The organism is Eggerthella guodeyinii (assembly GCF_009834925.2).
Taxonomy (GTDB): domain Bacteria; phylum Actinomycetota; class Coriobacteriia; order Coriobacteriales; family Eggerthellaceae; genus Eggerthella; species Eggerthella guodeyinii.
The window spans coordinates 3,496,852-3,519,573 of sequence record NZ_CP063310.1 but is presented as its reverse complement, the minus strand read 5'-3'; the positions used below and the strand labels follow the sequence as shown (position 1 = coordinate 3,519,573).

Here is a 22,722-nt window from a genome sequence, read left to right as displayed (position 1 = left end):
GCGTTTGCCAAGGGGGCTTGCATGCCCGACAATGGACGGCACGACAAATGCACGACGCGGAAGGACCTCCATGGCTGGCAAGCTCATCATCTGCCCGACGCCCATCGGCAACCTGGGCGACATGACCGAGCGCGCGCTCGAGGCGCTGCGCTCGGCCGACGCCGTGTGCGCCGAGGACACGCGCGTCACGGGCAAGCTGTTGGCCGCCTACCGCATCGAGAAGCGGATCGAGCGCTTGGACGAAGCGCTCATCGGCGAGCGCGCGGCCTCGCTCGTGGAGCGCGTCGGTGCGGGCGAGGTGATCACCTACTGCTCCGACGCCGGCATGCCGGGCGTGTCCGACCCGGGGCTGCGCCTCGTGCGCGCGGCGCGCGATGCCGACGTGCCGGTGGAGGTGCTGCCGGGCCCCACCGCCGTCGCGACGGCGTACGTGGCCAGCGGCAGCGCGAACCCGCGCTTCTACTTCGGCGGCTTCTTCCCGCGCAAGGACGCCGAGCGGCGCGCCACGGTGGAAAGCCTGCGCGCGCTCGACGCGGCGCTGCTGTTCTACGAGAGCCCGAACCGCCTCGTGGCGGCGCTCGACGCGCTCGCCGCCGTGCTGCCGCATCGCGAGATCGCCGTGTGCCGCGAGCTGACGAAGCTGCACGAGGAAGTGGTGCGCGGCCCGTTGCCGCAGGTGCGCGACGTGTTCGCGGCGCGCGAGCAGGAGGGTGCGGGCATCAAGGGCGAGATCGTGCTCGTGATCGACGGCCCGAGCGCCGCCGAGGACGCCGCTGCCGAGCAGGACGCCGAAGCCGCCGCGCGCGAGCGCGCCGTCGAGCTCAAGGCCGCGGGCGCGCGCAACAAGGAGATCGCGCGCGCCATCGCCGAGGAGTTCGGCATCGCGCGCAACGCCGCGTACGATATCGCGCTGGGAGCATAGGCGGCGGGCGTGGCACGCGAAGCGAGCATAGCCGGAGCCTCGTCGATGGCGCGCCCGTTCGCGCGCTACGTGTCGCTCAACGTGCTGGGCATGGTGGGCCTGTCGGCGTACATTCTGGCGGACACGTTCTTCATCGCGAACGGGGTGGGGTCGGACGGCCTTGCCGCGCTCAATTTCTCCATCGTGCTGTACACGGTGCTGCAGGCCACGGGCCTCATGCTGGGCATCGGCGCTGCCACCGAGTTCCAGGTGTGCGCCGCGCGCGGCGACCGCGTGGGGGCGAACCGCGTGTTCACCACGGCGCTCGTCATGGCGGCCGTCGCGGCGGCGGTGCTGCTCGTGGTCGTGGAGGCGTTCGCATCGCCGATGTCGTCGCTGCTCGGCGCCGACGAGGTGACGCTGCCGCTGACCGAGACGTACCTGCGCACCATCTTCGCGTTCGCCCCGCTGTTCCTGCTGAACAACGTGCTGCTGCCGTTCGTGCGCAACGACGGCAGCCCGCAGCTGTCTATGGCGGCCATGCTCGTGGGCAGCCTCGGCAACATCGCGCTCGATGCGCTGTTCATCTTCGGGTTCGGGTGGGGCATGTTCGGCGCGGCGTTCGCCACGGGGTTCGCCCCGCTCATGAGCCTGGCGGTGCTGTCTATCCACTTCTTCAAGAAGCGCAACACGTTTCGCCCGGTGCGCCTGCACCTGCGCGCGCAGCTCGTGGGGCACATCGCGGCGCTCGGGTTCTCGTCGTTCGTGGTGGAGTTGTCGGGCGGACTCGTGCTGCTCGTGCTCAACCTCGTCATCCTCGCGTTCGAGGGCACCATCGGCGTGGCGGCCTACGGGGTGGTGGCGAACTTCGCGTTCGTGGCGAACGCCCTGTTCGTGGGCATCGCCCAGGGCATCCAACCGCTGGCCAGCAACGCGTACGCGCGCGGCAGCACGCGCGACGTGCGCGCGGTGCTGCGCCTGGCGCTGCTGACGGCCCTCGTCATCGCCGCGGTCACGTACGCGGCGGTGGCGCTCGCCGCCGAGCCGCTGGCGCTCGCGTTCAACCGCGACAACGACCCGCAGCTCACCGCGCTCGCCGTGGACGGCATGCGCGTGTACTTCCTCGGGTACTTCTTCGCGGGCGCGAACATCGTGGCGGCGGCGTTCTTCAGCGCGGTGGAGAAGCCGGCGCGCGGCCTGGCCATCTCCATCGTGCGCGGGCTCCCGGCCATGCTCGCGTTCGCCGCCCTGCTGGCGGCGCTGTTCGGCATGGCGGGCGTGTGGGCCACGTTCCCCGCGGCCGAGGCGGCCACGTTCGCGCTGACCGCCGCGTTCCTCGTGAGGTTCGTGCGCGGCTCGCGCGAGCAGCGGGCGGTGGCCCCATGAGCCCGCGGGCGCGCTCGGGGCGCACGCAAACGCAGGCGTCGCAGCCGCCCGTCGAGCTCGTGGTGGACGGCCTGGTCGTGCGGCTCACGCGCAAGCGCATCAAGAACCTCAACCTGCGCATCCATCGCAGCGGCGGCTTCGTGGAGGTGTCGGCCCCGACGTACGTGCGCGATCGGGACGTGGAGCGGTTCGTGCGCGAGAAGCGTCCGTGGATCGACGCGAAGATCGCGCAGGTTGCCGCATCGCCGGCCGCCGTGGCGGCCGAGGCTGCGCCGGAGCAGGTGGCGGCGTGGCGCGCCGTGGTGGAGGCGTGCGTGCCCGCGCTCGTGGAGGCGTGGGAACCCATCATGGGCGTGAAGGCGGGCAAGCTGGCGTACCGCAACATGACGAGCCGGTGGGGCAGCTGCCAGCCGTCCACGGGCCGCATCTGCATCAACGTGCGCCTCGCGCTCTACCCGCCCGAGTGCCTCGAATACGTGGTGGTGCACGAGCTGTGCCACCTGCTGGAACGCGGCCACGGCCCCCGTTTCAAGGCTCTCATGGACACGTTCATGCCCGACTGGCGCGCCCGCCGCGCGAAGCTGCGGTGACGGCTCACCCGACCCAGATTCTCACACGCTCGCCCTCGTCGTGGTCGGTCACGTCGATGATGGTGCCCAGCTCGCCCTCCTCGACGGCGCGCAGGATGGCCTCCAGGTCGAAGCCTTCCAGCGCCGTGTTGTTCGCGATCGCCGGTTGGGCGAGGGCCACGTTGGCGGCGAATTTGACGATGGACAGCGGTATGGACACGTCCACGTTGTCGCCCTCGCGCCCGCCCGTCACCTGGATGTGGACCCAGGCGTTCTTGGATGCGGTCGACGGGCGGGACGTCGGATCGGCCGCAGTTGTTGGGGTTGCCGCCGCGGGTTCGCTCGCGGCGGCGGCGTCCGCTGCGCCTTCGGCCGGCGCGCCCGCCGATGCCGCAGCTCCCGTGAGCAGCTCGTCGACGGTCGTCTCCAGCAGCCTCGCGAGCGGGGCAAGCAGCGTGACGTCGGGGTAGTTCAGATCGTTCTCCCACTTGCTGACCGCCTGAGCGCTCACGCCCATCTCGCGCGCCAGGCGCTCCTGCGTCATCCCTTTCGCCAGACGACGTTGGGCGATTCTTCTTCCGATGGATTCCTGCATGGCTCGTTCCTTTCGCGTCGGCTCGATGCGGCACGCCCATCATCGCGGAAAACGGCGCGCAAGGAAAGAACGTATCCGTTGCGCGCGCACTCGTTGAGCGATTTCCCTCCAAACTCAACCCCCGGTTGTGCGCCCGCGCCCGCCCCAGCGCCCGCCCAACCGCCGCATGCGACGACCGAGCGGCGGCAAGGGCTCACGCAGGAGGCCTTCGATCCTGCTCGATGAGGTCGATCAGCTCCTGCTTGTTATGTATGCCCAGCTTGGCGTATATCCTGCGCCGATAGGTTTTCACGGTGTTCTCGGAAAGGTAGAGCGTTTCGGCGATGTACGGGGTTGAACGTCCTCTGATCAGCAACATGAGCGTATCGAGTTCGCGTGCGGTCAGCTTGCACTTCTTGGCAAGCGCGCTGCATCGCTGCATGTCCGATGCCTTGGAAACGCGCTCTCGCTTGCTGATTTCGGACGTGAGGAACTGCATTCCAGGAGAGCGCGCCGGCAGCAGAAAGACGATGACGAACAAAATGACGAACAGGAGAACCGACGAAAGCGATACGTTCTGGGGAACGATATGGAAGTAGGTTACGAACGATCTCACCGACCAATCCAGAATGGATATGATCGCATAACCTCCGGCTATCACGACCGATGGGGCGTAAGCGCTCCTGCGCGCCAATCGGATAAGGAAGTAGATCAGGAAAATGAACACCGGCTGCGAGGAGGCGCTCAAAAATACCTGGACGATGCTTGTGGCTCCGAAGAGTGACATGGCCAGCAGCCCGATGCCGAGGCAGAAATAGGCGACTTGCCAGAAGAACGTCCAATCGATGGATCGTTTGAGCCTGACCGTCCAATGCAGCATGAACACGCTGAATCCTATGTCGATAGCCTGGGCTAGCAGCAGCTGCCAGGGAGACGAGCTGCCTGCTAAAGCGAAGTGTCCAACGTTCAGATTGAGGGCGACGTTGAGGAAGGACCACAGGACGAAGAACACGATAATGGCGAGCAGCGTTTGCCAGAGCGAGAAGAACGTGCGCATCGTGTAAGGCTCCTGTAGGCGCGCGTTCTGCCGAGAGACGTCCTTTCCCCGTAAGGCGACCGTGGTCGCCGCCGCGATGATGCCGATGAGGTAGGGGGAGATCGCGGGAAGAAGGCCCGTGGCCACCTTCACGACCGAGATGCAGATGATGCCTACCAGCATGCATGTCAAGTCTTCGCGAGCATCCTTCGACGCGTAGTGGGTTCCCCAGCGGGAGACGACCCAGGCAAGAAACGCGCCAGCGAATATCGCACCCACGATGAGGATCGACTTGTTGCTAGCCCATGTCCCGTTCGAGAGGATGGCGACGGAGGCAAGTCCTGCTAGGCACAATCCAATGTCGAGCGTTCTGGTAACGAATTTCGAGAGTCGGAAACGCCACAGCATGACGGCGAACAGGATGCAGGCGACTCCGCAAAACCCAAAGTAATTGAGCCACCAGAGGTCTCCCGCATACAAAAACAAGCGGTAGCTTATCCAGTAGCCTACGCTGTACCAGCCCCAGAATCCTATGGATTCCCCAACGTACGCCAATCCGCTCGGTATCGGCAGAACGATCTTCTTGCGTTTTGGCCCCATGGCTCCACCCTCCCCAGCTTTTATAGTACAGCACGCGAAACGCGGTATCGAAAAATGTCTCCTTTTCGGGTGACAGCTTTTTTGGATTGTCTCCTTTTCGCACTCATGCGAGCAAGTACTTCGACTCTAGCATGGTCGCTGAGCCGCGAAGCTGAGCGGTAGGAGCTGAAGGGAAAGGGGAGCGTCATGACCGATTCGTTGTTTCAAACCAGGAGGAGCTTCATCAAAGCGGCTGGAGCGGCGACGCTCGGAGCGCTTGCGCTTGGAGCAACGGGGTGCGCCGCAAAGAACCCGGAAAACGATGCGGCCTCCTCGGTGGCGGATATCGCATGGGACGAGGAGTGCGACGTTCTCGTGGTGGGAGGGGGTGCCGCTGGCATGGCGACGGCGATTGCCCTTTCCGAGGCGGATCCTGCCCTCAAGGTTCTCCTGCTGGAAAAAGGAGGATCGGAGCTGGGCAATGGCAACAGCGTGTTCTCGTCGGGCGTCATTTTCACGGGCGAGAACGCTGCCGACATCTTCGAATACCTGAAAGAGCTGCGTGGGGAATATTCGGGAACGCCGGATGAGGTCCTCAAAGCCTTCGCGGAAGAGATAGTCGGGCACAAGGAATGGCTGTTCGGCCTGGGCGCTACGCAAACCATGATCAAGGATTACCCGGGGCATGGGTGCGAATGGTGCGAGCTGCCCCACGCGTTCGCTTCGAAAGCCGTTCTTTTCGACAAGGAAGACCCCGATGGGATGACCCATGTGGTGAAGTTCCTCGATTCGGTGCTGCAGAAGAAGGGGGAGGTTGTCGAGCGCAAGACGAACGCGCCGCTGACGGCGCTCGTTCAGGACCCGGAGGGTGCGTCCGTGATAGGCGGCGTCTACGAAGACGGTTCGAAGAGCGTGTACGTGAAGGCGAACAAAGGGGTCGTCATGACGTGCGGAGGTTTTGAAAACGACGAGGTTATGAAGCAGGATTACCTGTCGTATCCGCGGTCGCACCCTGCTGCCGGCGTGTGCAACACCGGGGACGGCCACCGTATCTGCGGCAAGTTGGGTGCCGATATGTGGCACATGAACAGTTATGCCGGCGGGTGGAACAATGCCGTTAAGCTCGACGGTTCGGAGATGGCTCCCTATCGCATGCTCAAGAAGAATCAGGGTATCAGCGTCGGGGTGAACGGTCGCCGCTACTACATGGATTGGGACGGCACCACCATGTACAAAGATTGGGCCGGCACCGATCTCTCGCTGAACTACGGATGCCGGCATGGTCATCAGAACGTCGGCGGTGATTGGAACCATGTGCAGCAGCCTGTCGTTTCCTGGTTCGTATTCGATAGCAATGGGCTGGCGAACAGCGCCTACCTGGGTAAATACGCTTCAACGAACACGCTGCAAACGCAAACTCAGACCACGCAGAACGAGTTCGAGGTCGATCCTGTCGCCGACGGTTACGGCTATGCCGCTGCTAGCATCGAAGAGCTGGCAAGTCTCATGGGCGTCCCCGTTGAGGAGTTGACGAACACGATCGCCGTTTGGAACGATGCGTGCGCTGCGGGCGATGACGCCCAGTTCCATCGTCCTGCCGATACGCTCGTGCCTATCGACAAGCCGCCGTTCTATGCGGTGAAATGCCTTCCCGAAGTGCTCAACACCGATGGAGGCCCGCGCCGCAACGAGAAAGCGCAAATCCTCGATTTGGACGGAAATCCGATCCCTCGCTTGTATTCGGCTGGCGAGTTCGGGTCTGTTTGGTGCGACAAGTACCAAGGTGCCGGCAATATCAGCGAATGCCTCGCGTTCGGTCGGATTGCTGCGCGCAGCATAGTGGAAGAAGGCTAGAACGAGCCCTGTCTTATGCGGTCGGTGCATTCCCTCCCTTGCGCTGACGCGTTGATGCGGGGAGGCTTGCCGTTCGGCGGGCCTCCCCGCTTCGTTGCGCGCCCGTTCTTCTCGTGCCTCTTGCACACGCTGCTATCATGGGGGTATGGAGCGAGCGAACCCAACAGATCGGGAGGTCGACGGGCTGCCGAAACGGCAGCGCACCGTGGTGCTCGCGGTCATGATGGCCGGCACCACCGCCGCCTGCATCTCGCAGAGCATGATGATCGCCGCGCTGCCCACCATCATGCACGAGTACGGCGTGAACGCCTCGCTCGGCCAGCTGCTCACCACGTCCTACATCTTCACACTCGGGCTCATCTCGGCCATGACGGCGTACCTCGTCCATCGCGTCAACTCGAAGAACCTGTTCATCGCATCCATGGTGTGCTTCGTCGCGGGTTGCGCGGCCGCGCTCGTGGCGCCGAACTACCCGCTGCTGCTGATCTCGCGCCTGCTGCAAGCAGGCGGCGCGGGCATCGCGCTGCCGCTCATCCAGGTGGTGGCTCTGTCGGTGTATCCGAAAAGCGAGTACGGTCGCGCGATGGGCCTCGTGGGCCTCATCATCGGCTTCGCGCCCGCCATCGGCCCCACCGTGTCGGGTTTCCTCATCGACTTCTGGGGATGGCGGTCGGTGTTCGTGGTGCTGGGCGCCGTGACGGTGGTCGTCGTGGCGCTCTCGTTCTTCGTGCTCACCGACGCGGTGAAGCGCGAAGGGCCGCGCGAGCGCTTCGACGTGCCGTCGGGTCTGCTGTACACGGTGGGCTTCTGCGCCATCATGCTGGGGACGACGGTGATGGAGTCCGACGGCGCCTTCGACCCCGTGTCGCTGGCGGCGCTCGCGGGCGGGGCCGGGGCGCTCTTCGCGTTCGCTCGCCGTCAGCTGCGCATCGAGCATCCGCTGCTCAAGCTCTCGTGCTTCCGCAACCGCACGTTCGCCGTGTCGACGATGCTCGTGATGGTGTCGCAGATGGCGTTCATGGCCGGATCCATCATGGTGCCGCTGTTCGTGCAGGACGTGCAAGGCGGCAGCGCCACGGTGTCGGGGCTGACCATCCTGCCGGGCGCGGTGCTGCTGGGGTTCTTGAACCCGGTGACGGGGCGGCTGCTCGATCGCCATGGCGCGCGGCCCCTCATCGTGGTGGGGAGCATCGTGCTCGCGGCGGGCACGCTGGCGTTCGCGGCTTGCGACGCGAGCACGCCCGAGTGGGCGGTGACCGTGCTGTACGGCGTGCGCACCGTGGGCGTCGCGTGCCTCATGATGCCGATGACCGCCCATGCGTGCGCGGCGCTGCCCCTCGAGGACATCGCGCAGGGCACGGCCATCATCACGTCGTTCCGCCAGATCTTCGGCGCGCTCTCGTCGTCGGCGCTCATCGCCGTCATGGCTTGGACGTCGGCCAACGAGCTGGGCGTGGATGCCTTCGGCTTCGGCGTGAGCTTCGAAGTGCAGGCGGCCCTCATCGCGGTGGGCTTCGTTGCCGGCATGGCGTTCCTGCCGCGGAAGGGACGCGCGAAGGGCTAGGAGCGGGCGGTTTCGATGTAGGCGTCGATGGCGTCGGCGGTTTGGGTTTGCTGGTCGGCGGGGGTGATGGTGGCCTCGCCGTCGCCGTTTTGCGGGCCGTAGGTGCCGAAGCTCGCATGGTTGCCGCCCTCGATCTCCACGGTTTCGGCCCCCTCGGGCAGCAGGTCGGCGTTGTCCTCGAGCTTGGTGCGGTTGAGCACCTGGTCGTTCGAGCCGTAGAGCGAGATGACGCCCAAGTCGGTGTCCGACAGGTCGCTGGCAGAGTAAGAGCCCAGCAGCACGAGGCCGTCGAGCGCGCCGTCGTCGGCATGGTCGGCCGCGTACTGCGCCGCCATCGAGCCGCCCAGCGAATGGCCGCCCACCCACCACGCGTCCACGGCGGGGAAGTCCGCGCGCACCCGGTCGGCGGCGTTGATGTCGAAGAAGGCGAAGTTGAACGGCATCTGCACCACCACGGCCAGGTAGCCGCGGTCGGCCAGGTCGCGCATGAGCGGCGCGTACGCGCTGTACTCCACCTTCGCGCCGGGGTAGAACACGAGGCCGACCTCCGCGTCGGGGTCGCCGAACGCCAGATAGTTGGTTCCCTGTTGGACGGGCAGCGCCTCGGTGGACACGAGGTTGCGGTGGTTCGCGTCGAGGTCGTGGTACGAGTCGCTCGCGTACGCGAAGAACGCGGCCGCCAGCACGCACAGCAGGATGGCGAGGGCCGCCAGCACGACGACGAGCTTGCGCGGCTTGCGACGCGGCACGGCCTCGGCCGGGGATGTGGGTTCGTTCGTTTCCATGACGGATATGGTAGCAAAAGAACCGCGCTTGCGGTTCCGCGCAGGGTTCCGGATGCGCAACGTCTGGCTTGCGTTTTCCCATTGTGTCAAGTATACTTGTCATCGTGATAAGAAAACTTGGCAGAATGAGCGAACGAATGTTTCACGTGAAACATTGAAACATTCGGAGGCGAAGGCGGCGCGGCGGGGAGGTGCGGCATGGATAAAGACGAGATCCTCGAGAAGAGCCGGCGGGACAATGGAGACGTCGACGAACGGTTCAAGCTGATGCAGTGGCGCGCAAGCTACGTCATGGTCACGGTGATGCTGGTGGTGTGGGCGCCGCTGTTCGTGTGGGATTCCCTTCACGGTCAAAGCACGGACGTGTCGTTCGCCATCGTCATGTCGGGCATAGCGGCCATGAACTTCTATCAGTATTACCAGTTCCGCTACAAAACCGCCCTCGGGGTGGGCATCCTGGTGACGCTTGCAGTTCTCGGCATGATCGTCCACCACGTCCTCGCCACGATGTAGGGTTGCCTGATGATCAAACTACCGTCCCTCGGGTTCGACGATGTGCACGACAACGACGGCGAGCTCGAACTCTGCAACCGGTTGAAGGCGGCGCGCGCCGAGGCGGGGCTGTCGCAGCTCGAGCTCGCGCAGCTCGTGGGCGTGTCGCGCCAGACCATCTCGTCCATCGAGACGGGGCTGTTCAACCCCACGGCGAAGCTGGCCCTCGTCCTGTGCATCGCGCTCGACAAGAAGTTCGAGGACCTGTTCTACTTCGAGTGACGGGTGGCCTCGGCCGCGCCCTCCTCACTTCCAGATCTTGCGGGCGGCGGGGTCTGCGGCCAGCAGCAGCTCGCGCAGCACCTCGAGGTCGTCGGCTTCCACGTCTGCGGGGTCGTCGTACTCGAGCGTGTCCACCACGGCGAACGCGAAGCCGTCTTCGCCGTGCTCGTTCCACAGCTGCTGCAGCGGGCGGTTCGGGTGCCCGCCCCCGTCCAGCTTGGCTCGCAGGCTGTTGCGCTCCTTGGCCGCATCGCGGGTGGTGCCCAGAAAGCGCTCGCCCGTGGCGATGCAGCGCAGCTCCACCACGCCCATGTCGGGGCGGCGGCTCTTGTATGCGTCTCGCAATTCCTTGCGTCGGTCGGTTTGCATGCGTATCACCTCGCAGCCTACGGTATCGCATACGCCCCCGCAGCGCAATCTACGGATCGTCGACAGCGGTGCCGGCGTCGACGCATCCCGCCCTGCCTCGCAACCGCGCGTCAGGCGGCTTCGGCGTGCGCGGAACCGGCCTGCATCCAGGCGATGTACGTGTCGGGGTAGTGGGCGGTGAGCACGGCCGACAGGTCGAGGCCGATGAACGACCGCACGGCGCCCATGATGCCCAGCGGGCTGGCCAGCACGTCGAGGGTGGGCACGTGGTTGGACGCCGTGGAGCCGAACGCGCTCAGCGCGCTCAGCGCGTCCTCGTCGCATCCCAGCGCGTAGCCGGTGTTGCGCTCGTAGGCGGTCTGCACGACGGCGTACGAGTCGTCGAAATCGTCGCTCGCGGTGCTCGGCAGGGTGATCTTGGAGCCGTAGCGCCCGAATCCCCAGGAGGAAAGCGGCAGCTGCGTGACGATGTCCGCCTCGTTCACCACGTTGAAGATGTTGCCGAACGCCTCGTCGTGCCGGTCGGCCGCGCGCGTGGCGCACGGGGCGGCGAACGTGTAGGCGTAGATGCCCGACGAGGGCGCCAGCGCCGAGACGTCGTCTTCGGGCGCGTCGAGGTCGGCGGCCAGCAGGTTCGCGATGGCCCCGCCGCGGCTGTGCCCCGTGATGAGGATGCGCGTGTGGGCCGGGTCGAGGCCCAGCTCGTGCGCGTAGGAGCGCACCGCTTCCTCAACCTCTTCCTCGGCGGCCTTGAACCCGCGATGGTCTGCTTCGCCCGCGCTTTGGCCGAAGAAGTTGAAGTTGCTGAGCCACTCCGTGCCGTACGTGCCGCGGATGCCCACGAACAGCAGCGTGACGGGCTGCCCGTCCTGCTCTGCGGCGATGGTCTTGCTGGCCAGCGTGTACGCGGCCACGTCGCTCGACCCCATCAGCAGCGAGCTCACCTCATCGAGGATGCTGCTGCGCATCGCGTACGACTCGGTGCGCACGTCGTGGAACCCCAGCGCACCCAGCGTCCGCTCGGCGTAGGGCACCGATCCGGCCACGCCGTCGTAGTACTGCGATTCGGAATTGCACACCGCCGCCAGCACCGAGCAGGCCGTGGCCAGGTCGTGCTGGTAGGTGCGGGCGTCGCGGAAGAACCAGGAGTCGTCGAACGTCATCTGCGTGGACGTGCGCCCGGACGGGTTGGCCGGGTCGAGGGCGGCCACCACCTCGCTGCAGTATTCGGCGGTGACGGTGCTGCGCGGCGTCGGCGAGACGTACGCGACCTCGGCGCTCGCGTCGGCATGCGCGACGGGGACGAGGCCCGACTCGTAGCCCAGGTAGCGCAGCTGCACCATGAACAGGGCGATGAGGAGGAAGCATCCAAGCAGGGAGCCGAGCACCGATGCGAAGCGTCGCACGGGGTTCGTCTGCATCGTCTCCTCCTTCGCCTTCGGGTGCCGTCGGACGCCGGCGGTCGGGTAACCTTCGTTGCAGCCAGTATACGGTGCCGTGCCGCCTTGGTGACCGATCCTCACACAACGCAAGTGAAACTTAAGCGTGCTGTAAGCATTTCTTAAGGTTCGGAACGCTGTGCGGTAAGGAATGGGTGCCCCCGCGTGAAACATTCGCGCGCGATCTGCGCGGACGCTTGGGAGAAGGGCGGCTCGTGCTAGAATAGCCAGTTGCCACCAACCGATGCCGAACGTCGGCTGGTGGGTTTTGTCCCGGCACGCCGCATCATGAGCGGCAACGCCCGAAAACCGGCCGACGAGGCATCATGCGCCGCGCGGCCCCGAGATGTGAGGAAACACCATGTCAAAGGGAACCTACTCGTTCACCACCCCCATCTACTACGTCAACGCGGCCCCGCACCTCGGCACGGCGTACACCACCATCGCGGCCGACACCGTGGCGCGCTACCAGCGCATGAACGGCTACGACGTCGCGTTCGTCACGGGCATGGACGAGCATGGCCAGAAGGTGGCCGACACGGCCGCCGCCAAGGGCATGACCCCGCAGGACTGGTGCGATTCCATGGAGCCCGCGTTCCGCGACGCGTGGGACATGCTGGGCATCACGTACACCGACTTCGTGCGCACCACCGAGCCGCGCCACGCCGTTACGGTGCAGAAGTTCTGGCAGGAGCTCTACGACAAGGGCTGGTGCTACAAGGGCAGCTACGAGGGCTGGTACTGCGTGCACGAGGAGACGTACTACGCCGAGAGCGACCTCGAGAAGAACGACGAGGGGCAGCTCGTGTGCCCCGACTGCAAGCGCCCCGTGCAGAAGGCGGGCGGCGAGGAGAACTGGTTCTTCAAGCTGTCCGAGTTCGGCGACAAGTTGCTGGAGTTCTACGAGGAGAACCCCGACTTCATCCGTCCCGAGACGCGCAAGAACGAGATCGTGTCGTTCGTGAAGAGCGGCCTGAAGGACCTTTCCATCAGCCGTTCCACGTTCGACTGGGGCGTGCCGCTGCCGTTCGACGAGGGCCACGTGGCCTACGTGTGGGCCGACGCGTTGCTGGCGTACCTCACCGGCATCGGCTACGGCGACGAGGGCGCGCGCGCTGGCGAGTTCGACCGCCGCTGGCCCATGCAGTACCACTTCGTGGGCAAGGACATCACGCGCTTCCACTGCGTCATCTGGCCGGCCATGCTCATGGCGGCCGGGCTGCCCATCACCCACACGGTGTTCGGCCACGGCTTCCTGCTCACCAAGGGCGAGAAGATGTCGAAGTCGAAGGGCAACGCCCTCAAGCCGGCCGACCTGTGCAAGGTGTTCGGCGTGGACGCGTACCGCTACTACTTCATGAGCGACGTGCAGTTCGGCTCCGACGGCTCCATCTCCATGGAGCGCATGGTGCAGGTGTACAACGCCGATCTGGCGAACACCTGGGGCAACCTGTGCAGCCGCGTGTTCAACATGACGAAGAAGTACTTCGACTCGGCTGTGCCGGAGGTGCCCGCCGAGGTGCTGGCGAAGGAGAACCCGCTGCGCGCGATCTCCGACGAGCTGTACGCCGAATACGACGCCGCCCTGGGCGCCGCAGACTTCACCCGTGCCGCCGCCGCGGTGCAGAAGCTGGCCGGCCGCGTGAACCTGTACGTGGAGGAGAGCGCGCCGTGGAACCTCGCGAAGAGCGAGGAGACCGCGGCCGAGCTGGCCGAGGTCATCTACAACGCGCTCGAGGCCATCCGCATCATCGCGCTGTACATGGCGCCGCTCATGCCGAACACGTCGGCCGAGGTGTTCCGTCGCCTGTCGCTGGGCGACGTGGCGGCCGTCACGGACGTCGAGGCGGCCACGGCCTGGGGCCAGCTGCCCGCCGGCAACCCGGTGGAGATCGGCGACCCCCTGTTCCCGCGCCTGGACATGGACGCCATCGATTTGAACATGGAATAGCCATGGTCCGCCGGCCTGCCGGCCGGCGGAACCCCCTTTGCTTGACCTGCGATGTAGAGAGGACGCGACCATGACCGACGAACAGCACGCGGAGCCCGTCTTCGACGACCCGCTGTTCCGCCAGAAGCGCAAGCACGGCACGTACCGCGTGGTCGACGCCCCGCAGCTCGAAGGGCCGGTGGCTGACACGCATACGCACGTGCAGCTGCTGCCCGACCCATCCTACGCGCTCGCGCGCTGCGCGGCGCACCAGGTGGAGTTCGTCTGCACCATCGTGGACGTGTTCGAGGACGGCTCCACCACGTTCGACCGCCTGAACTCGTGGCGGTTCGAGGCCGCCGCCGCGGCCAAGCGCTTCGTCGGCTGGACGTGAAGCGACCCGTTCCCGCGCGTGCCGCGGGTCCGCATCGCCGTCGGCTGCCATCCGCATAACGCGAAGTTCTACGACGACGGCCTCGAGGCTGAGCTGCGTCGCCGGCTCAAGGACCCACGCGTGGCGGCGCTCGGGGAGATCGGCCTCGACTACCACTACGACTTCTCGCCGCGCGACGACCAGCGCGCGGCCTTCCGCCGCCAGATCCGCCTGGCGAAGGAGGCGGGGCTGCCCATCGCGCTGCACCTGCGCGAGGCGCACGACGAGGCGCTGGCCATCATGCGTGAGGAGGGCTTTCCCGAGGCGGGCACGCTGCTGCACTGCTTCAACCTGGACTGGGCCACGCTCGAGCCGTGGGTGGAGGAAGGGTGCTACGTGGCGTTCGGCGGCGCACTCACGTTCAAGAGCGCGGACGACACGCGCGAGGCCGCGGCCCGCGTGCCGGCGGACCGCCTGCTCACCGAAACCGATGCGCCGTACATGACGCCCGAGCCCATGCGCGGCATGACCTGCCTGCCCGATCACGTGCTGTTCACGGCGGAGCGGCTGGCCGAGGCATGCGGACGGGCGCCCGGAGCGCAGCGCGAGGAGTTCCTCGCCCAGCTCATGGCCAACGCGCGCGAACTGCTGGATCGCCCGGCGACCGCCTGGCAGAAGAACGAAGGAGCGTGACGCTTGTGAAGCGACTCATCATCAGCGGGTCCCCCCGGGCACGGGGGCGCAGCGCGGGCGTTGCGGAGGCCGTCCGCTTCGCGTTCGAGGAGGCTGCCCCCGACGACCGCGTGGAGCTCGTGTCGCTTGCGGACGTGCGCATCTCCCCCTGCACGGGATGCGAGACGTGCGCCAGCAACAAGGGCCGCAACGAGCTGTACTGCATCATCTCCGACGACATGCTGCGCGTGCGCGAGCAGCTGAACGCCTGCGACGAGCTCGTGGTCGTGTCGCCCGTGTACTTCGCGGGCGCTCCGTCCCAACTCAAGGCGTTTCTCGATCGTCTGCAGCCGTACTTCTACGCCAACTGGCGCGCCAAGCCGAAGCGTCCGGCCAGCCTGTACGTGGTGGGCGAGGGGGGCGACCCGCACGGGTTCGGCCCGCTCGTGGGCGAGGTGCGCTCGGCGCTGGCCGTGGCGGGCTTCGCGCTGGAATCCGTGCACGACTGGGTGGGCCTCGTCAGCGCCGACGGTGCGCTTCTCTCGGGCGCCGACGTGTTCGAGGGCGGCCGCGTGCACCCCGCTTCGGCGTACACGTGCACGGGCCCCGAGGGCACGTTCCCGCTCGGGGCGGGGCAGGCCCGATGACGAAGCTCTCGCCGTTGGCCAGCGTGTCGGAGACGCGCGCCGTCCTGGAGGCGCACGGCCTGTCCACCAAGTACTCGCTCGGCCAGAACTTCCTCATCAACGACGCCATCCTGCAGAAGATCGTCGCGCTGGCCGACCTCGCGCCCGACGACTACGTGCTGGAGGTGGGGCCGGGCATCGGCACGCTCACCATCGCGCTGCTGAGATGCGCCGGGCGCGTGCTGTCGGTTGAGCGCGACCCCGACCTGCCCGCCGTGCTGGCCGAGACGCTCGCGCCCTGGTCCGAGCGGTTCGCCCTGATCAGCAAAGACGCGCTCGATTTGACGATGGATGACCTGCGCGAGGCCGGCGCCCCGTCGGGCGCGTTGCCCGACAAGTTCGTGGCGAACCTGCCCTACGCGGTGGCCGCCACCGTGGTGCTCGACTACTTCGAGCAGTTCGCGTCGCTCGACAGCGCCACCGTCATGGTGCAGAAGGAGGTGGCCGACCGCATGGCTGCCGTCCCGGGCACGAAGAACTACGGCGCCTACACGGTGAAGCTGCGCCTGCACGCCGAGCCCGCGGGGCGCTTCGGCGTGGGGCCGGGCAACTTCTTCCCGCCGCCGCGCGTCGAGAGCGCCGTGCTGCGCCTCGATCGCCGCCCGGTCTTCGACGACGACGGCGTGCAGCTCGACGCGGACGCCGTCGCCGCCGCCTGCACCATGGCCGAGGCCGCGTTCGCCACGCGCCGCAAAACGCTGTCGAACTCCTGCAAAACCTACTTCGCCGGCCGCGGCCCGCAGGGAGCCGCCGTCATCGCCGCGCTCCCGCAGCTGTTCGAGCGCGCCGGCGTCGATCCCAGGCTTCGCGGCGAGACCCTCGACCTCCCCGCGTTCGTCCGCCTGGGCCGCGCCTATCAGCAGCTCGGCACGCCAGCCTGACCCTGTGCGCGAAATCGCGCCTCGATGTGCTGAAAAATCGGGTTTTTGGCAATTTCGCCGGTCGCTGAGGGCTCGGCGACCGTGCCGGAAGAATCATGACCGGGGGTTTCTTCGAGACGAGGTTCGTTTCGCGGTGCCGAAACCCGAAGAGGATTGCCAAAAACCCGATTTTTTTGCACATCGCCCTGCAATTCAGTGCGCCATTCGAGGATCCTTATCGGTTGCAATCCATTTTTAATGCCCTTAAGCTGGGGAAACTCAAGCGAAAGGGACTCCGATGGACAACAAGCTAGACGACAACATAGCCGGCATCGTCGTGCTGAAAAACGGCGCGATGGTGCACGAGGCGTACGACAACGGATGCGACGAAACCACGGCCATCCATGGGTTCTCGGTCACGAAAAGCGTGGTCGCGCTGCTGTTCGGCATCGCGCTGGACCAAGGCCTCCTCGAAAGCGTCGACCAGCGCGTGCTCGACTTCTTCCCGGACTACGCGGTCAAGCGCGGCGAGCGTACCATCCAACGCATCACCCTGCGCGATATGCTCACCATGACCGCGCCGTACAAGTACCGCTTCGCCCCCTACGCGAAGTACTTCGCCAGCGACGACTGGGTGCGCGCGTCGCTCGACCTGCTGGGCGGCAAGGGACGGGTGGGGGAGTTCCGCTACGCGCCGCTCATCGGCCCGGACATCCTCACGGGCGTTCTCGTGCGGGCGACGGGCCGGCCGGTGCTCGCCTTCGCGCAGGAGCACCTCTTCGGCCCCCTCGGCATCGACGTCGCGGGAAGCATCGCGTTCGAGAGCAAGGAAGACCAGCTCGCGTTCAACAAGGCGAAGGGCGTCAGCGGCTGGGTGGTTGACCCGCAGGGCGTGAACACCGCGGGCTGGGGCCTCACGCTCACGCCGCGCGACATGGCGAAGATCGGCCAGCTGTGCCTCGAAGGCGGCACCTGGGACGGTCGCCAGCTGGTGTCCCGGGCGTGGCTCGACGAATGCCTGCGCGAACACGCGCGCTGGAAGAAGATCGACCAGGGCTACGGCTACCTGTGGTGGATCGTCGATGCCGGCGAGGGCGCCTGCGCGGCCCTCGGCGACGGCGGCAACTGCATCTACTTCAACCGCGAGAAAGGCCTCGTCGTGGCCATCGCCTCGCTGTTCAAACCCCGCCCCAAAGACCGCATCGACCTCATCAGGACAAGCATCGAGCCGAAGTTCGCGTACGCCTAAGCGAGCGCTACTTCGCGCCGCCGAGCTTCTTCGCGCGGACGGCCTTGCCTTTGCCGCACTTGGGCTTCGCGAGGGGGCAGTGCTTCTTGCAGCACGGGCACACGCAGCCTTCCAGCGCGACGGCGGCCGTGGCCTTCGCCGCTTTCGCCTTCTTCTTCGCTGCTTTCTTCTGCTTGTGCTCCTTCGAGCTCACGGGCTTGTCCTTTCGCGCGTCGTCGTGCGCTCATTCTAGCATGCGTGCACGACGACGCCCGAGGCCCCTCCGCGGGCGGCAGGCCCCGGCGGCCCTGGCCCTACAGCAGCATCATCGCGATCGTGAGGATGATCACGCTGGCCAGCCCGATGACCACGATGGGCACGGCGGCCCATTTCAACCACGTGGGGTACTCCACCTTCGCCATCATGAGGCCGGGCAGGAACGCGGCGGTGGGGCTGAACAGGTTCGCCAGGCCGTTGGCGGCCACGAACAGCATGACCACCACGTCGGGCGAGAACGACAGCGACGAGGCCAGCGAGCCCATGATGGGCATCGACAGCGTGGCCAGCGCCGACGACGACGTGATGATGAACGACAGTCCCAGGAAGATGAGGAAGCTGACGGGCGCGAACACGGCGGCGCCGGCGCCTTGCAGCACCTGCGACACGTTGTCGAGGATAACCACGTCGAGGTGCGTCGACTCCATGAGGATGGCGATGGCGCGCGCGAGGCCCACGACGAGCGCGACGCCCACCATGTCGGCCGCGCCGTCGATCCACGTGTTCACCAGCTTGCTCTCGGACATGCGCGCCACCACGCCGATGACGATGGACATGATGAGGAACCACACCGACGCGTCCTTGAAGTACCATTCGCCCAGCGGCGCGCCCGTGATCCACGCGCTCCACGGCAGCACCGTCCACGCGCCGGCCGCCTCGTCGTACACGCCGCCCAGCGTGAACAGGTCAACGCCGAAGTTCTGCCAGGGGATGAAGCCGACGATCATGACGAGGAACGCCAGCCCGAACAGCGCGAGCGCGATAGCCTGCACGCGCGTCATGGCCGGCGTGCTCGCGTCCTCCTGCGCTTCGGCCCCTTCCTGCGCCTCGGTGCCGAACGCCTGCTCCATGGCCTTCTGCTCCTGCAGCGAAAGGATGGTGGAGCCCTTGTCGGCCTTCACCTTGCGCGCGTAGCGCATGACGAAGAACACCGCGATGGCGTACGACACCGCCAGCAGGATGAGGCCGAGGATGATGGTGTTGCCCGTGTTCACCTCGATGCCCGCTTGCCGCAGCGTGTCGATGGCCACGCCGTTCGCGAAGGGGTCCACCGTCGCGCCGAGGCAGCCCACGCCCGCGCCCAGCAGCACCGTGGCCGAGGCCACCATGGTGTCGAAGCCGGCCGCCACCATGGTCAGCGACAGCAGCGCGTAGAACGGCACCGCCTCTTCGCAAAAGCCGTACGAGCTGCCCAGCAGCGCGAAGATGGCCATGATGATGGGGATGAGCAGCAGCTCGTGGCCCTTCATCTTGCGCACGAGCGCGGTGATGCCCGCGTCGAGCGCGCCGATTTTCGTGACGATGCCCAGGCAGCCGCCCAGGATAAGCAGGAAGAACGAGATTTCCGCCGCGTCGATGAGGCCCTCCACCGACGAGTCGAGCACCTCGGGCAGCGTCGCCGCGCTGATGCTCGGCGTGAAGAACGAGCAGATGACCGTGATGATGGCCACCGCGAAGATGATGATGAACAGGATGCTGTACGAAGACAGCGGTTCGCGCTGCTTCTTGTCGGTCGATCGAGCCATGGTGTCCCCTTTGTGGCGGTATCCGCGATGGGAAGAGTATAGGTTGCCCACCGGGCGAAGGGGACCAAAACACCAAGCTTCAACTGGTGTTTTAGGATTGGGGCAGGCACGTATCCCACCTGCGGATACCTGCCTGGAAGACCGATCAATTGTTATGGATTTGGGGACAATCCGTGCAGATTCTGTAGAGTATTGACTTAGGTGGTATAATTTTAGGCTGTCATTTCTGCACACTGGCATACGCGAGAAAGAGTGAGCATGGATTTAGCGAAACAAGCCAAAATCGTCGACTCCATTCATGATACGTTACATGACTTCGTCGGTCAACGCCTGAAAGTTCGGGCCAACATGGGTCGTTCGAAAATCGTCGAGAGCGAAGGCGTTCTCATGCAGGTGCACCCGCAGCTGTTCATCCTCGAGGTGGACCGCAAGCGCGGCCGCACCTCCCGCCAGTCCTACCAGTACGTCGACGTGCTGACGGGCATGGTGGAGCTTTCCCAGAACGGCGAGCCGCTGTTCGAGCCGTTCGTGCCCGAGTCTGCCGAGGGCGTTCCCGCGGCGGAAAGCGTGGACGAGCAGGAAGAGGAGAAGGTCCTGTCCTAACGGCTCAGGGCTGGTTCCGGCAAAGGCACGGGTGTCGCGGTTGCGGCACCCGTTTTTGCATTCTAGGGAGAGTTCCTCTGCCGCGCGGCGAGGTCAGCGTATAGAATAGCGGGATGAAGCCGAGCCGGAATCGGCATCGACGCAGAAGGAGGGGATCGTGGCGCAAGACCAGGCGAAGGAAGGCGTGCGCTTGCCGTACGTGCTGCGGCATTTCGACGTGTCGTACCTGGGCATCTGCGCGCCGCACGTGTGGATCTACTGCGTGGCGCACCGCGCGGGCCTCGACTTCGGCGGCGTGGTCACCGGCATCCCCCTCTACATCGCGCTGTCGGCGTTCATGCTGGTGGTGATGCTGCTCGCCTGGAAAGGGAAGGCCAGCAGCATCGCGCCCAAGCTGGACTGGCCGCTGGCTGCGCTGCAGGCGGCGGCCACCTTGCTGCTCGTGGTGCCGCTTCCCGTCACGGGAGCCGCCAGCGCCACGGTGGCCGCGATCGCGGCGGGCATCGGCGTGGCGTGGCTGTACCTGCAATGGGCGCCGTTCTACGCGAAGCTCGCCATCCGCGATGCCATCGCCTGCATCTTCTGCGCCATGGCCGTGGGCTCCGCGCTCAAGGTGCCCATCGACCTGCTGCCGCCCGTCCCGGCCGCCGTCGTGCTCATGGCGCTGCCCTTCGCCTCGGCCGCGCTGGCGCGTCGCGCGCAGCGCAAGCAGCCGCCGGTGGAGCGCGCGCCGCGGCTGTTTTACGACGAGAACCCCACGTCCATCCCGTGGAAGATCATGTTCGGCGTTGCCGCGTACAGCCTGATCATCGGCGTGATCCAGGGCATGCCCATCGAGGCCGACCACACGCCGTTCTGGATGATGACGTCCGCGCACCACGGGGCCGAGATCGTCGTGGCGCTGTGCGTGCTGTGGTGGGTGTTCTCGAAGGGCGGCCTGCTGCGGTTCTCCAGCCTGTGGCGGGCGATCCTGCTGTTCACGGCCACGGGGCTGTTCTTCCTGCCCGTCATCGGATCGGCGTGGGCGGGCTGGGCGCTCGTGCTCATCTCCATCGCGCAGACGCTCGTGGTCATGCTGTTCTGGACGATGCTGGCCGACGTGGCGCACCACTCGCGCACGTCGCCCTACGTCATCTTCGGCTCGGGATGGATCGCCTACTCGCTGCCGTTCGCCCTGGGCGAGGTGGCCGGCAAGCTGGAGGGCGTGCACGGCGTGGGCGCCATGGTGCTGCAGGTGCTGGCGTACCTGCTGACCATCGCGGCCGTGTTCGCGCTCAACGAGGGGAACTTCTCGCAGCGCCGCATCTTCGCCGACCTCGAGGGCCCCACCCCCGAGCAATCGATGTTCGCGCATATCGACGAGGGCTGCGAGCGCCTGGGCGCCGAGCGCGGCCTCACTGCGCGCGAGGTGGAGGTGCTGCAGCTGCTGTGCAAGGGCCGCTCGAAGAGCTACATCGCGGAAAGCTTGTTCATCAGCGAGAACACCGTGCGCTCCCATTCGAAGCACCTCTACGCCAAGCTCGACGTCCACTCGAAGCAGGAGATCCTGGACCTGATCGCGCGCGGGTAGGGCGGGCAGCGCCTACGCCTCGTGCACCGTCCCGTCCCGGTCCACGAACCACGCGCCCAGAATCGCCTCGTGCGCGCGGGCGAACGCTATGCCGCGTTCGATCCCCAGCGCCAGCAAGGTCGTCGAGTAGCCCTCGGCGTCGATCGAGCGGCGGGCCACCACGGTGGCTCCCGCGGCGTCCGTCGTCGCGGGGAAACCCGTCTTCGGGTCGAGGATGTGGTGGTAGAACGCGCCGTCGCGCTCGAAGCAGCGCTCGTACACGCCGCTCGTCACGGCCGAGGCGTCGCGCACGGCCACGGCGCCCACGATGGCGTTCTTGTCGCGCGGATCCTGCAACCCCACGCGCCACGGGCTGCCGTCGGGCTTCTGACCGTGCGCCATCACGTTGCCGCCCAGGTTCACCACGAACGCGTCCAGCCCGTGCTGCGCTAGCAGCGCGGCCAGCTGGTCGGCGATCCACCCCTTCGCGATGCCGCCCACGTCCACGGCCGCTTGCGGGTCGGCCAGCTGCGCCCACGATCCGCCGCGTCCCCCGGCCTCGCTCACGCGCAGCGCCCTCCAATCCACGTGCGCCAGCGCCCGCTCCACGTCGGCGCGGTCGGGCACGACGCCCTCGTGGAAGTTCCACAGCCGCACCACCGAGCCCACCGTGACGTCGAACAGCCCCTCGCTGTCGGCGCAGTACCCGACGGCGGCGCGCAGCAGCTCCGCGGTGTCGTCGTGGACGGCCACGCGCTCGCCCGCGGCCGCGTTCAACCGCGAGATGTCGGAGTGCGGCAGCGTGCGCGACAGCCGGCGCTCGAACGCACGGCTCGCGGTGCGCGCCGCATCGAACGCGGGCGCGCACCGCGCGGCGTCGGCGTAGGCCTGCAAGGTGATGACCGTGTTGAACGCGTAGAACTGATGCGTCATCATGCCCGCGTCGTTGGGCCCGTGCGTCTCGTGCACGTCCTCGAGCGGAACGGGGTCGTATGCGTCGTGATATTCCATGCCGAACAGTATATCACCCGGTTCGTGTCATGGGGCAACCTGCGAAAACACCCGGTCCGTGTACTGTTCCGCCGCCCGCCTCCGCCGCATCATGGATCCATCGCAATCGGCCGGCGAGCATCCCCTCCCTGATCTCCCCGCCCGCCAGCCGATTGCGATTCGGCGGACGGCCCGGCAA

23 protein-coding genes are annotated in these 22,722 nt (G+C 66.5%); 15 read left to right on the top strand and 8 right to left on the bottom strand.

Features of this window, described 5'->3' with window-relative positions; genetic code table 11:
* The first annotated feature begins 70 nt into the window (after positions 1–70).
* The 3 genes from rsmI to GS424_RS15095 are packed head-to-tail and all read left to right on the top strand — an operon-like array spanning position 71 to position 2,877.
* Entirely contained in the window at positions 71–922 is an 852-nt protein-coding gene (gene rsmI / locus GS424_RS15105) for a 16S rRNA (cytidine(1402)-2'-O)-methyltransferase (protein WP_160941288.1), read from the top strand.
* A gap of 9 nt (positions 923–931) precedes the next feature.
* Entirely contained in the window at positions 932–2,287 is a 1,356-nt protein-coding gene (locus GS424_RS15100) for an MATE family efflux transporter (protein WP_160941287.1), read from the top strand.
* Positions 2,284–2,877, top strand: a complete 594-nt coding sequence (locus tag GS424_RS15095) for a M48 family metallopeptidase (RefSeq protein WP_160941286.1) — start codon at positions 2,284–2,286, stop codon at positions 2,875–2,877. The genes GS424_RS15100 and GS424_RS15095 overlap by 4 nt, the downstream gene beginning before the upstream one ends.
* Before the next feature lie 4 nt (positions 2,878–2,881).
* Here the strand turns inward: GS424_RS15095 and GS424_RS15090 are convergent, their stop codons facing one another.
* A complete protein-coding gene (locus tag GS424_RS15090) occupies positions 2,882–3,451 on the bottom strand; it encodes a helix-turn-helix domain-containing protein (protein WP_160941285.1) in 570 nt (189 codons plus the stop codon).
* Positions 3,452–3,644: 193 nt separating this feature from the next.
* Positions 3,645–5,066 carry a response regulator transcription factor gene (locus GS424_RS15085; RefSeq protein ID WP_160941284.1) on the bottom strand — a complete coding sequence of 474 codons (1,422 nt, stop codon included), beginning with the start codon at positions 5,064–5,066 and terminating at the stop codon, positions 3,645–3,647.
* Positions 5,067–5,252: 186 nt separating this feature from the next.
* Between GS424_RS15085 and GS424_RS15080 the strand changes: the two genes are divergently transcribed.
* Complete coding sequence (locus GS424_RS15080) at positions 5,253–6,899, top strand: FAD-dependent oxidoreductase (RefSeq protein WP_160941283.1); 1,647 nt, start codon at positions 5,253–5,255, stop codon at positions 6,897–6,899.
* Positions 6,900–7,044: 145 nt separating this feature from the next.
* Positions 7,045–8,463, top strand: a complete 1,419-nt coding sequence (locus tag GS424_RS15075) for a DHA2 family efflux MFS transporter permease subunit (protein WP_160941282.1) — start codon at positions 7,045–7,047, stop codon at positions 8,461–8,463.
* Here GS424_RS15075 and GS424_RS15070 read toward each other — a convergent pair.
* A complete protein-coding gene (locus tag GS424_RS15070; protein ID WP_160941281.1) occupies positions 8,460–9,248 on the bottom strand; it encodes an alpha/beta hydrolase in 789 nt (262 codons plus the stop codon). The genes GS424_RS15075 and GS424_RS15070 overlap by 4 nt on opposite strands.
* Before the next feature lie 198 nt (positions 9,249–9,446).
* On the opposite strand from GS424_RS15070, the gene GS424_RS15065 reads away from it, so the two are divergent.
* Positions 9,447–9,761 carry a DUF6442 family protein gene (locus tag GS424_RS15065; RefSeq protein ID WP_160941280.1) on the top strand — a complete coding sequence of 105 codons (315 nt, stop codon included), beginning with the start codon at positions 9,447–9,449 and terminating at the stop codon, positions 9,759–9,761.
* A gap of 9 nt (positions 9,762–9,770) precedes the next feature.
* Complete coding sequence (locus GS424_RS15060) at positions 9,771–10,022, top strand: helix-turn-helix transcriptional regulator (protein WP_101723524.1); 252 nt, start codon at positions 9,771–9,773, stop codon at positions 10,020–10,022.
* A gap of 24 nt (positions 10,023–10,046) precedes the next feature.
* Here the strand turns inward: GS424_RS15060 and GS424_RS15055 are convergent, their stop codons facing one another.
* Both GS424_RS15055 and GS424_RS15050 read right to left on the bottom strand, forming a co-directional pair.
* Complete coding sequence (locus tag GS424_RS15055) at positions 10,047–10,391, bottom strand: GIY-YIG nuclease family protein (protein WP_160941279.1); 345 nt, start codon at positions 10,389–10,391, stop codon at positions 10,047–10,049.
* A gap of 110 nt (positions 10,392–10,501) precedes the next feature.
* Entirely contained in the window at positions 10,502–11,812 is a 1,311-nt protein-coding gene (locus GS424_RS15050; RefSeq protein ID WP_160941278.1) for a lipase family protein, read from the bottom strand.
* Between the two features lie 379 nt (positions 11,813–12,191).
* Here GS424_RS15050 and metG point away from each other — a divergent pair, with 379 nt between their 5' ends.
* From metG to GS424_RS15020, 6 genes are all read left to right on the top strand, one after another.
* On the top strand, positions 12,192–13,781 hold the full coding sequence (gene metG / locus GS424_RS15045) for a methionine--tRNA ligase (RefSeq protein ID WP_160941277.1): 1,590 nt from the start codon (positions 12,192–12,194) through the stop codon (positions 13,779–13,781).
* Between the two features lie 70 nt (positions 13,782–13,851).
* Entirely contained in the window at positions 13,852–14,154 is a 303-nt protein-coding gene (locus GS424_RS15040) for a nitrate ABC transporter substrate-binding protein (protein WP_160941276.1), read from the top strand.
* 18 nt (positions 14,155–14,172) lie between these two features.
* The gene (locus tag GS424_RS15035; protein WP_160941275.1) at positions 14,173–14,826 is read left to right on the top strand and encodes a TatD family hydrolase; all 654 of its coding nucleotides are present in this window, start codon (positions 14,173–14,175) and stop codon (positions 14,824–14,826) included.
* A 5-nt stretch (positions 14,827–14,831) separates the two neighbouring features.
* Positions 14,832–15,452 carry a flavodoxin family protein gene (locus tag GS424_RS15030; protein WP_160941274.1) on the top strand — a complete coding sequence of 207 codons (621 nt, stop codon included), beginning with the start codon at positions 14,832–14,834 and terminating at the stop codon, positions 15,450–15,452.
* Positions 15,449–16,372, top strand: a complete 924-nt coding sequence (rsmA, locus tag GS424_RS15025) for a 16S rRNA (adenine(1518)-N(6)/adenine(1519)-N(6))-dimethyltransferase RsmA (protein WP_160941273.1) — start codon at positions 15,449–15,451, stop codon at positions 16,370–16,372. The genes GS424_RS15030 and rsmA overlap by 4 nt, the downstream gene beginning before the upstream one ends.
* 277 nt (positions 16,373–16,649) lie before the next feature.
* Positions 16,650–17,600 (top strand): serine hydrolase domain-containing protein, encoded by a 951-nt coding sequence (locus tag GS424_RS15020; protein ID WP_160941272.1) that lies wholly within the window; start codon positions 16,650–16,652, stop codon positions 17,598–17,600.
* Between the two features lie 7 nt (positions 17,601–17,607).
* Here the strand turns inward: GS424_RS15020 and GS424_RS15015 are convergent, their stop codons facing one another.
* Entirely contained in the window at positions 17,608–17,793 is a 186-nt protein-coding gene (locus GS424_RS15015) for a hypothetical protein (RefSeq protein ID WP_160941271.1), read from the bottom strand.
* A gap of 100 nt (positions 17,794–17,893) precedes the next feature.
* Positions 17,894–19,381: a YfcC family protein gene (locus tag GS424_RS15010; RefSeq protein ID WP_160941270.1), complete on the bottom strand. Its 1,488-nt coding sequence runs from the start codon at positions 19,379–19,381 to the stop codon at positions 17,894–17,896.
* A 258-nt stretch (positions 19,382–19,639) separates the two neighbouring features.
* Between GS424_RS15010 and GS424_RS15005 the strand changes: the two genes are divergently transcribed.
* Positions 19,640–19,984, top strand: coding sequence for a Veg family protein (locus GS424_RS15005; RefSeq protein ID WP_154332984.1), 345 nt, complete (start codon positions 19,640–19,642; stop codon positions 19,982–19,984).
* A 157-nt stretch (positions 19,985–20,141) separates the two neighbouring features.
* Positions 20,142–21,554 (top strand): response regulator transcription factor, encoded by a 1,413-nt coding sequence (locus tag GS424_RS15000; RefSeq protein WP_160941269.1) that lies wholly within the window; start codon positions 20,142–20,144, stop codon positions 21,552–21,554.
* Positions 21,555–21,566: 12 nt separating this feature from the next.
* Here the strand turns inward: GS424_RS15000 and GS424_RS14995 are convergent, their stop codons facing one another.
* Positions 21,567–22,544: an FAD:protein FMN transferase gene (locus GS424_RS14995; protein ID WP_160941268.1), complete on the bottom strand. Its 978-nt coding sequence runs from the start codon at positions 22,542–22,544 to the stop codon at positions 21,567–21,569.
* Between the last annotated feature and the right edge of the window lie 178 nt (positions 22,545–22,722).

Coding starts and splice junctions, on each gene's coding strand:
- rsmI (WP_160941288.1), top strand. CDS start 71: ATGGCTGGCAAGCTCATCATCTGCCCGACGCCCATCGGCAACCTGGGC.
- GS424_RS15095 (WP_160941286.1), top strand. CDS start 2,284: ATGAGCCCGCGGGCGCGCTCGGGGCGCACGCAAACGCAGGCGTCGCAG.
- GS424_RS15090 (WP_160941285.1), bottom strand. CDS start 3,451: ATGCAGGAATCCATCGGAAGAAGAATCGCCCAACGTCGTCTGGCGAAA.
- GS424_RS15085 (WP_160941284.1), bottom strand. CDS start 5,066: ATGGGGCCAAAACGCAAGAAGATCGTTCTGCCGATACCGAGCGGATTG.
- GS424_RS15080 (WP_160941283.1), top strand. CDS start 5,253: ATGACCGATTCGTTGTTTCAAACCAGGAGGAGCTTCATCAAAGCGGCT.
- GS424_RS15075 (WP_160941282.1), top strand. CDS start 7,045: ATGGAGCGAGCGAACCCAACAGATCGGGAGGTCGACGGGCTGCCGAAA.
- GS424_RS15070 (WP_160941281.1), bottom strand. CDS start 9,248: ATGGAAACGAACGAACCCACATCCCCGGCCGAGGCCGTGCCGCGTCGC.
- GS424_RS15065 (WP_160941280.1), top strand. CDS start 9,447: ATGGATAAAGACGAGATCCTCGAGAAGAGCCGGCGGGACAATGGAGAC.
- GS424_RS15060 (WP_101723524.1), top strand. CDS start 9,771: ATGATCAAACTACCGTCCCTCGGGTTCGACGATGTGCACGACAACGAC.
- GS424_RS15055 (WP_160941279.1), bottom strand. CDS start 10,391: ATGCAAACCGACCGACGCAAGGAATTGCGAGACGCATACAAGAGCCGC.
- GS424_RS15050 (WP_160941278.1), bottom strand. CDS start 11,812: ATGCAGACGAACCCCGTGCGACGCTTCGCATCGGTGCTCGGCTCCCTG.
- metG (WP_160941277.1), top strand. CDS start 12,192: ATGTCAAAGGGAACCTACTCGTTCACCACCCCCATCTACTACGTCAAC.
- GS424_RS15040 (WP_160941276.1), top strand. CDS start 13,852: ATGACCGACGAACAGCACGCGGAGCCCGTCTTCGACGACCCGCTGTTC.
- rsmA (WP_160941273.1), top strand. CDS start 15,449: ATGACGAAGCTCTCGCCGTTGGCCAGCGTGTCGGAGACGCGCGCCGTC.
- GS424_RS15020 (WP_160941272.1), top strand. CDS start 16,650: ATGGACAACAAGCTAGACGACAACATAGCCGGCATCGTCGTGCTGAAA.
- GS424_RS15010 (WP_160941270.1), bottom strand. CDS start 19,381: ATGGCTCGATCGACCGACAAGAAGCAGCGCGAACCGCTGTCTTCGTAC.
- GS424_RS15005 (WP_154332984.1), top strand. CDS start 19,640: ATGGATTTAGCGAAACAAGCCAAAATCGTCGACTCCATTCATGATACG.
- GS424_RS14995 (WP_160941268.1), bottom strand. CDS start 22,544: ATGGAATATCACGACGCATACGACCCCGTTCCGCTCGAGGACGTGCAC.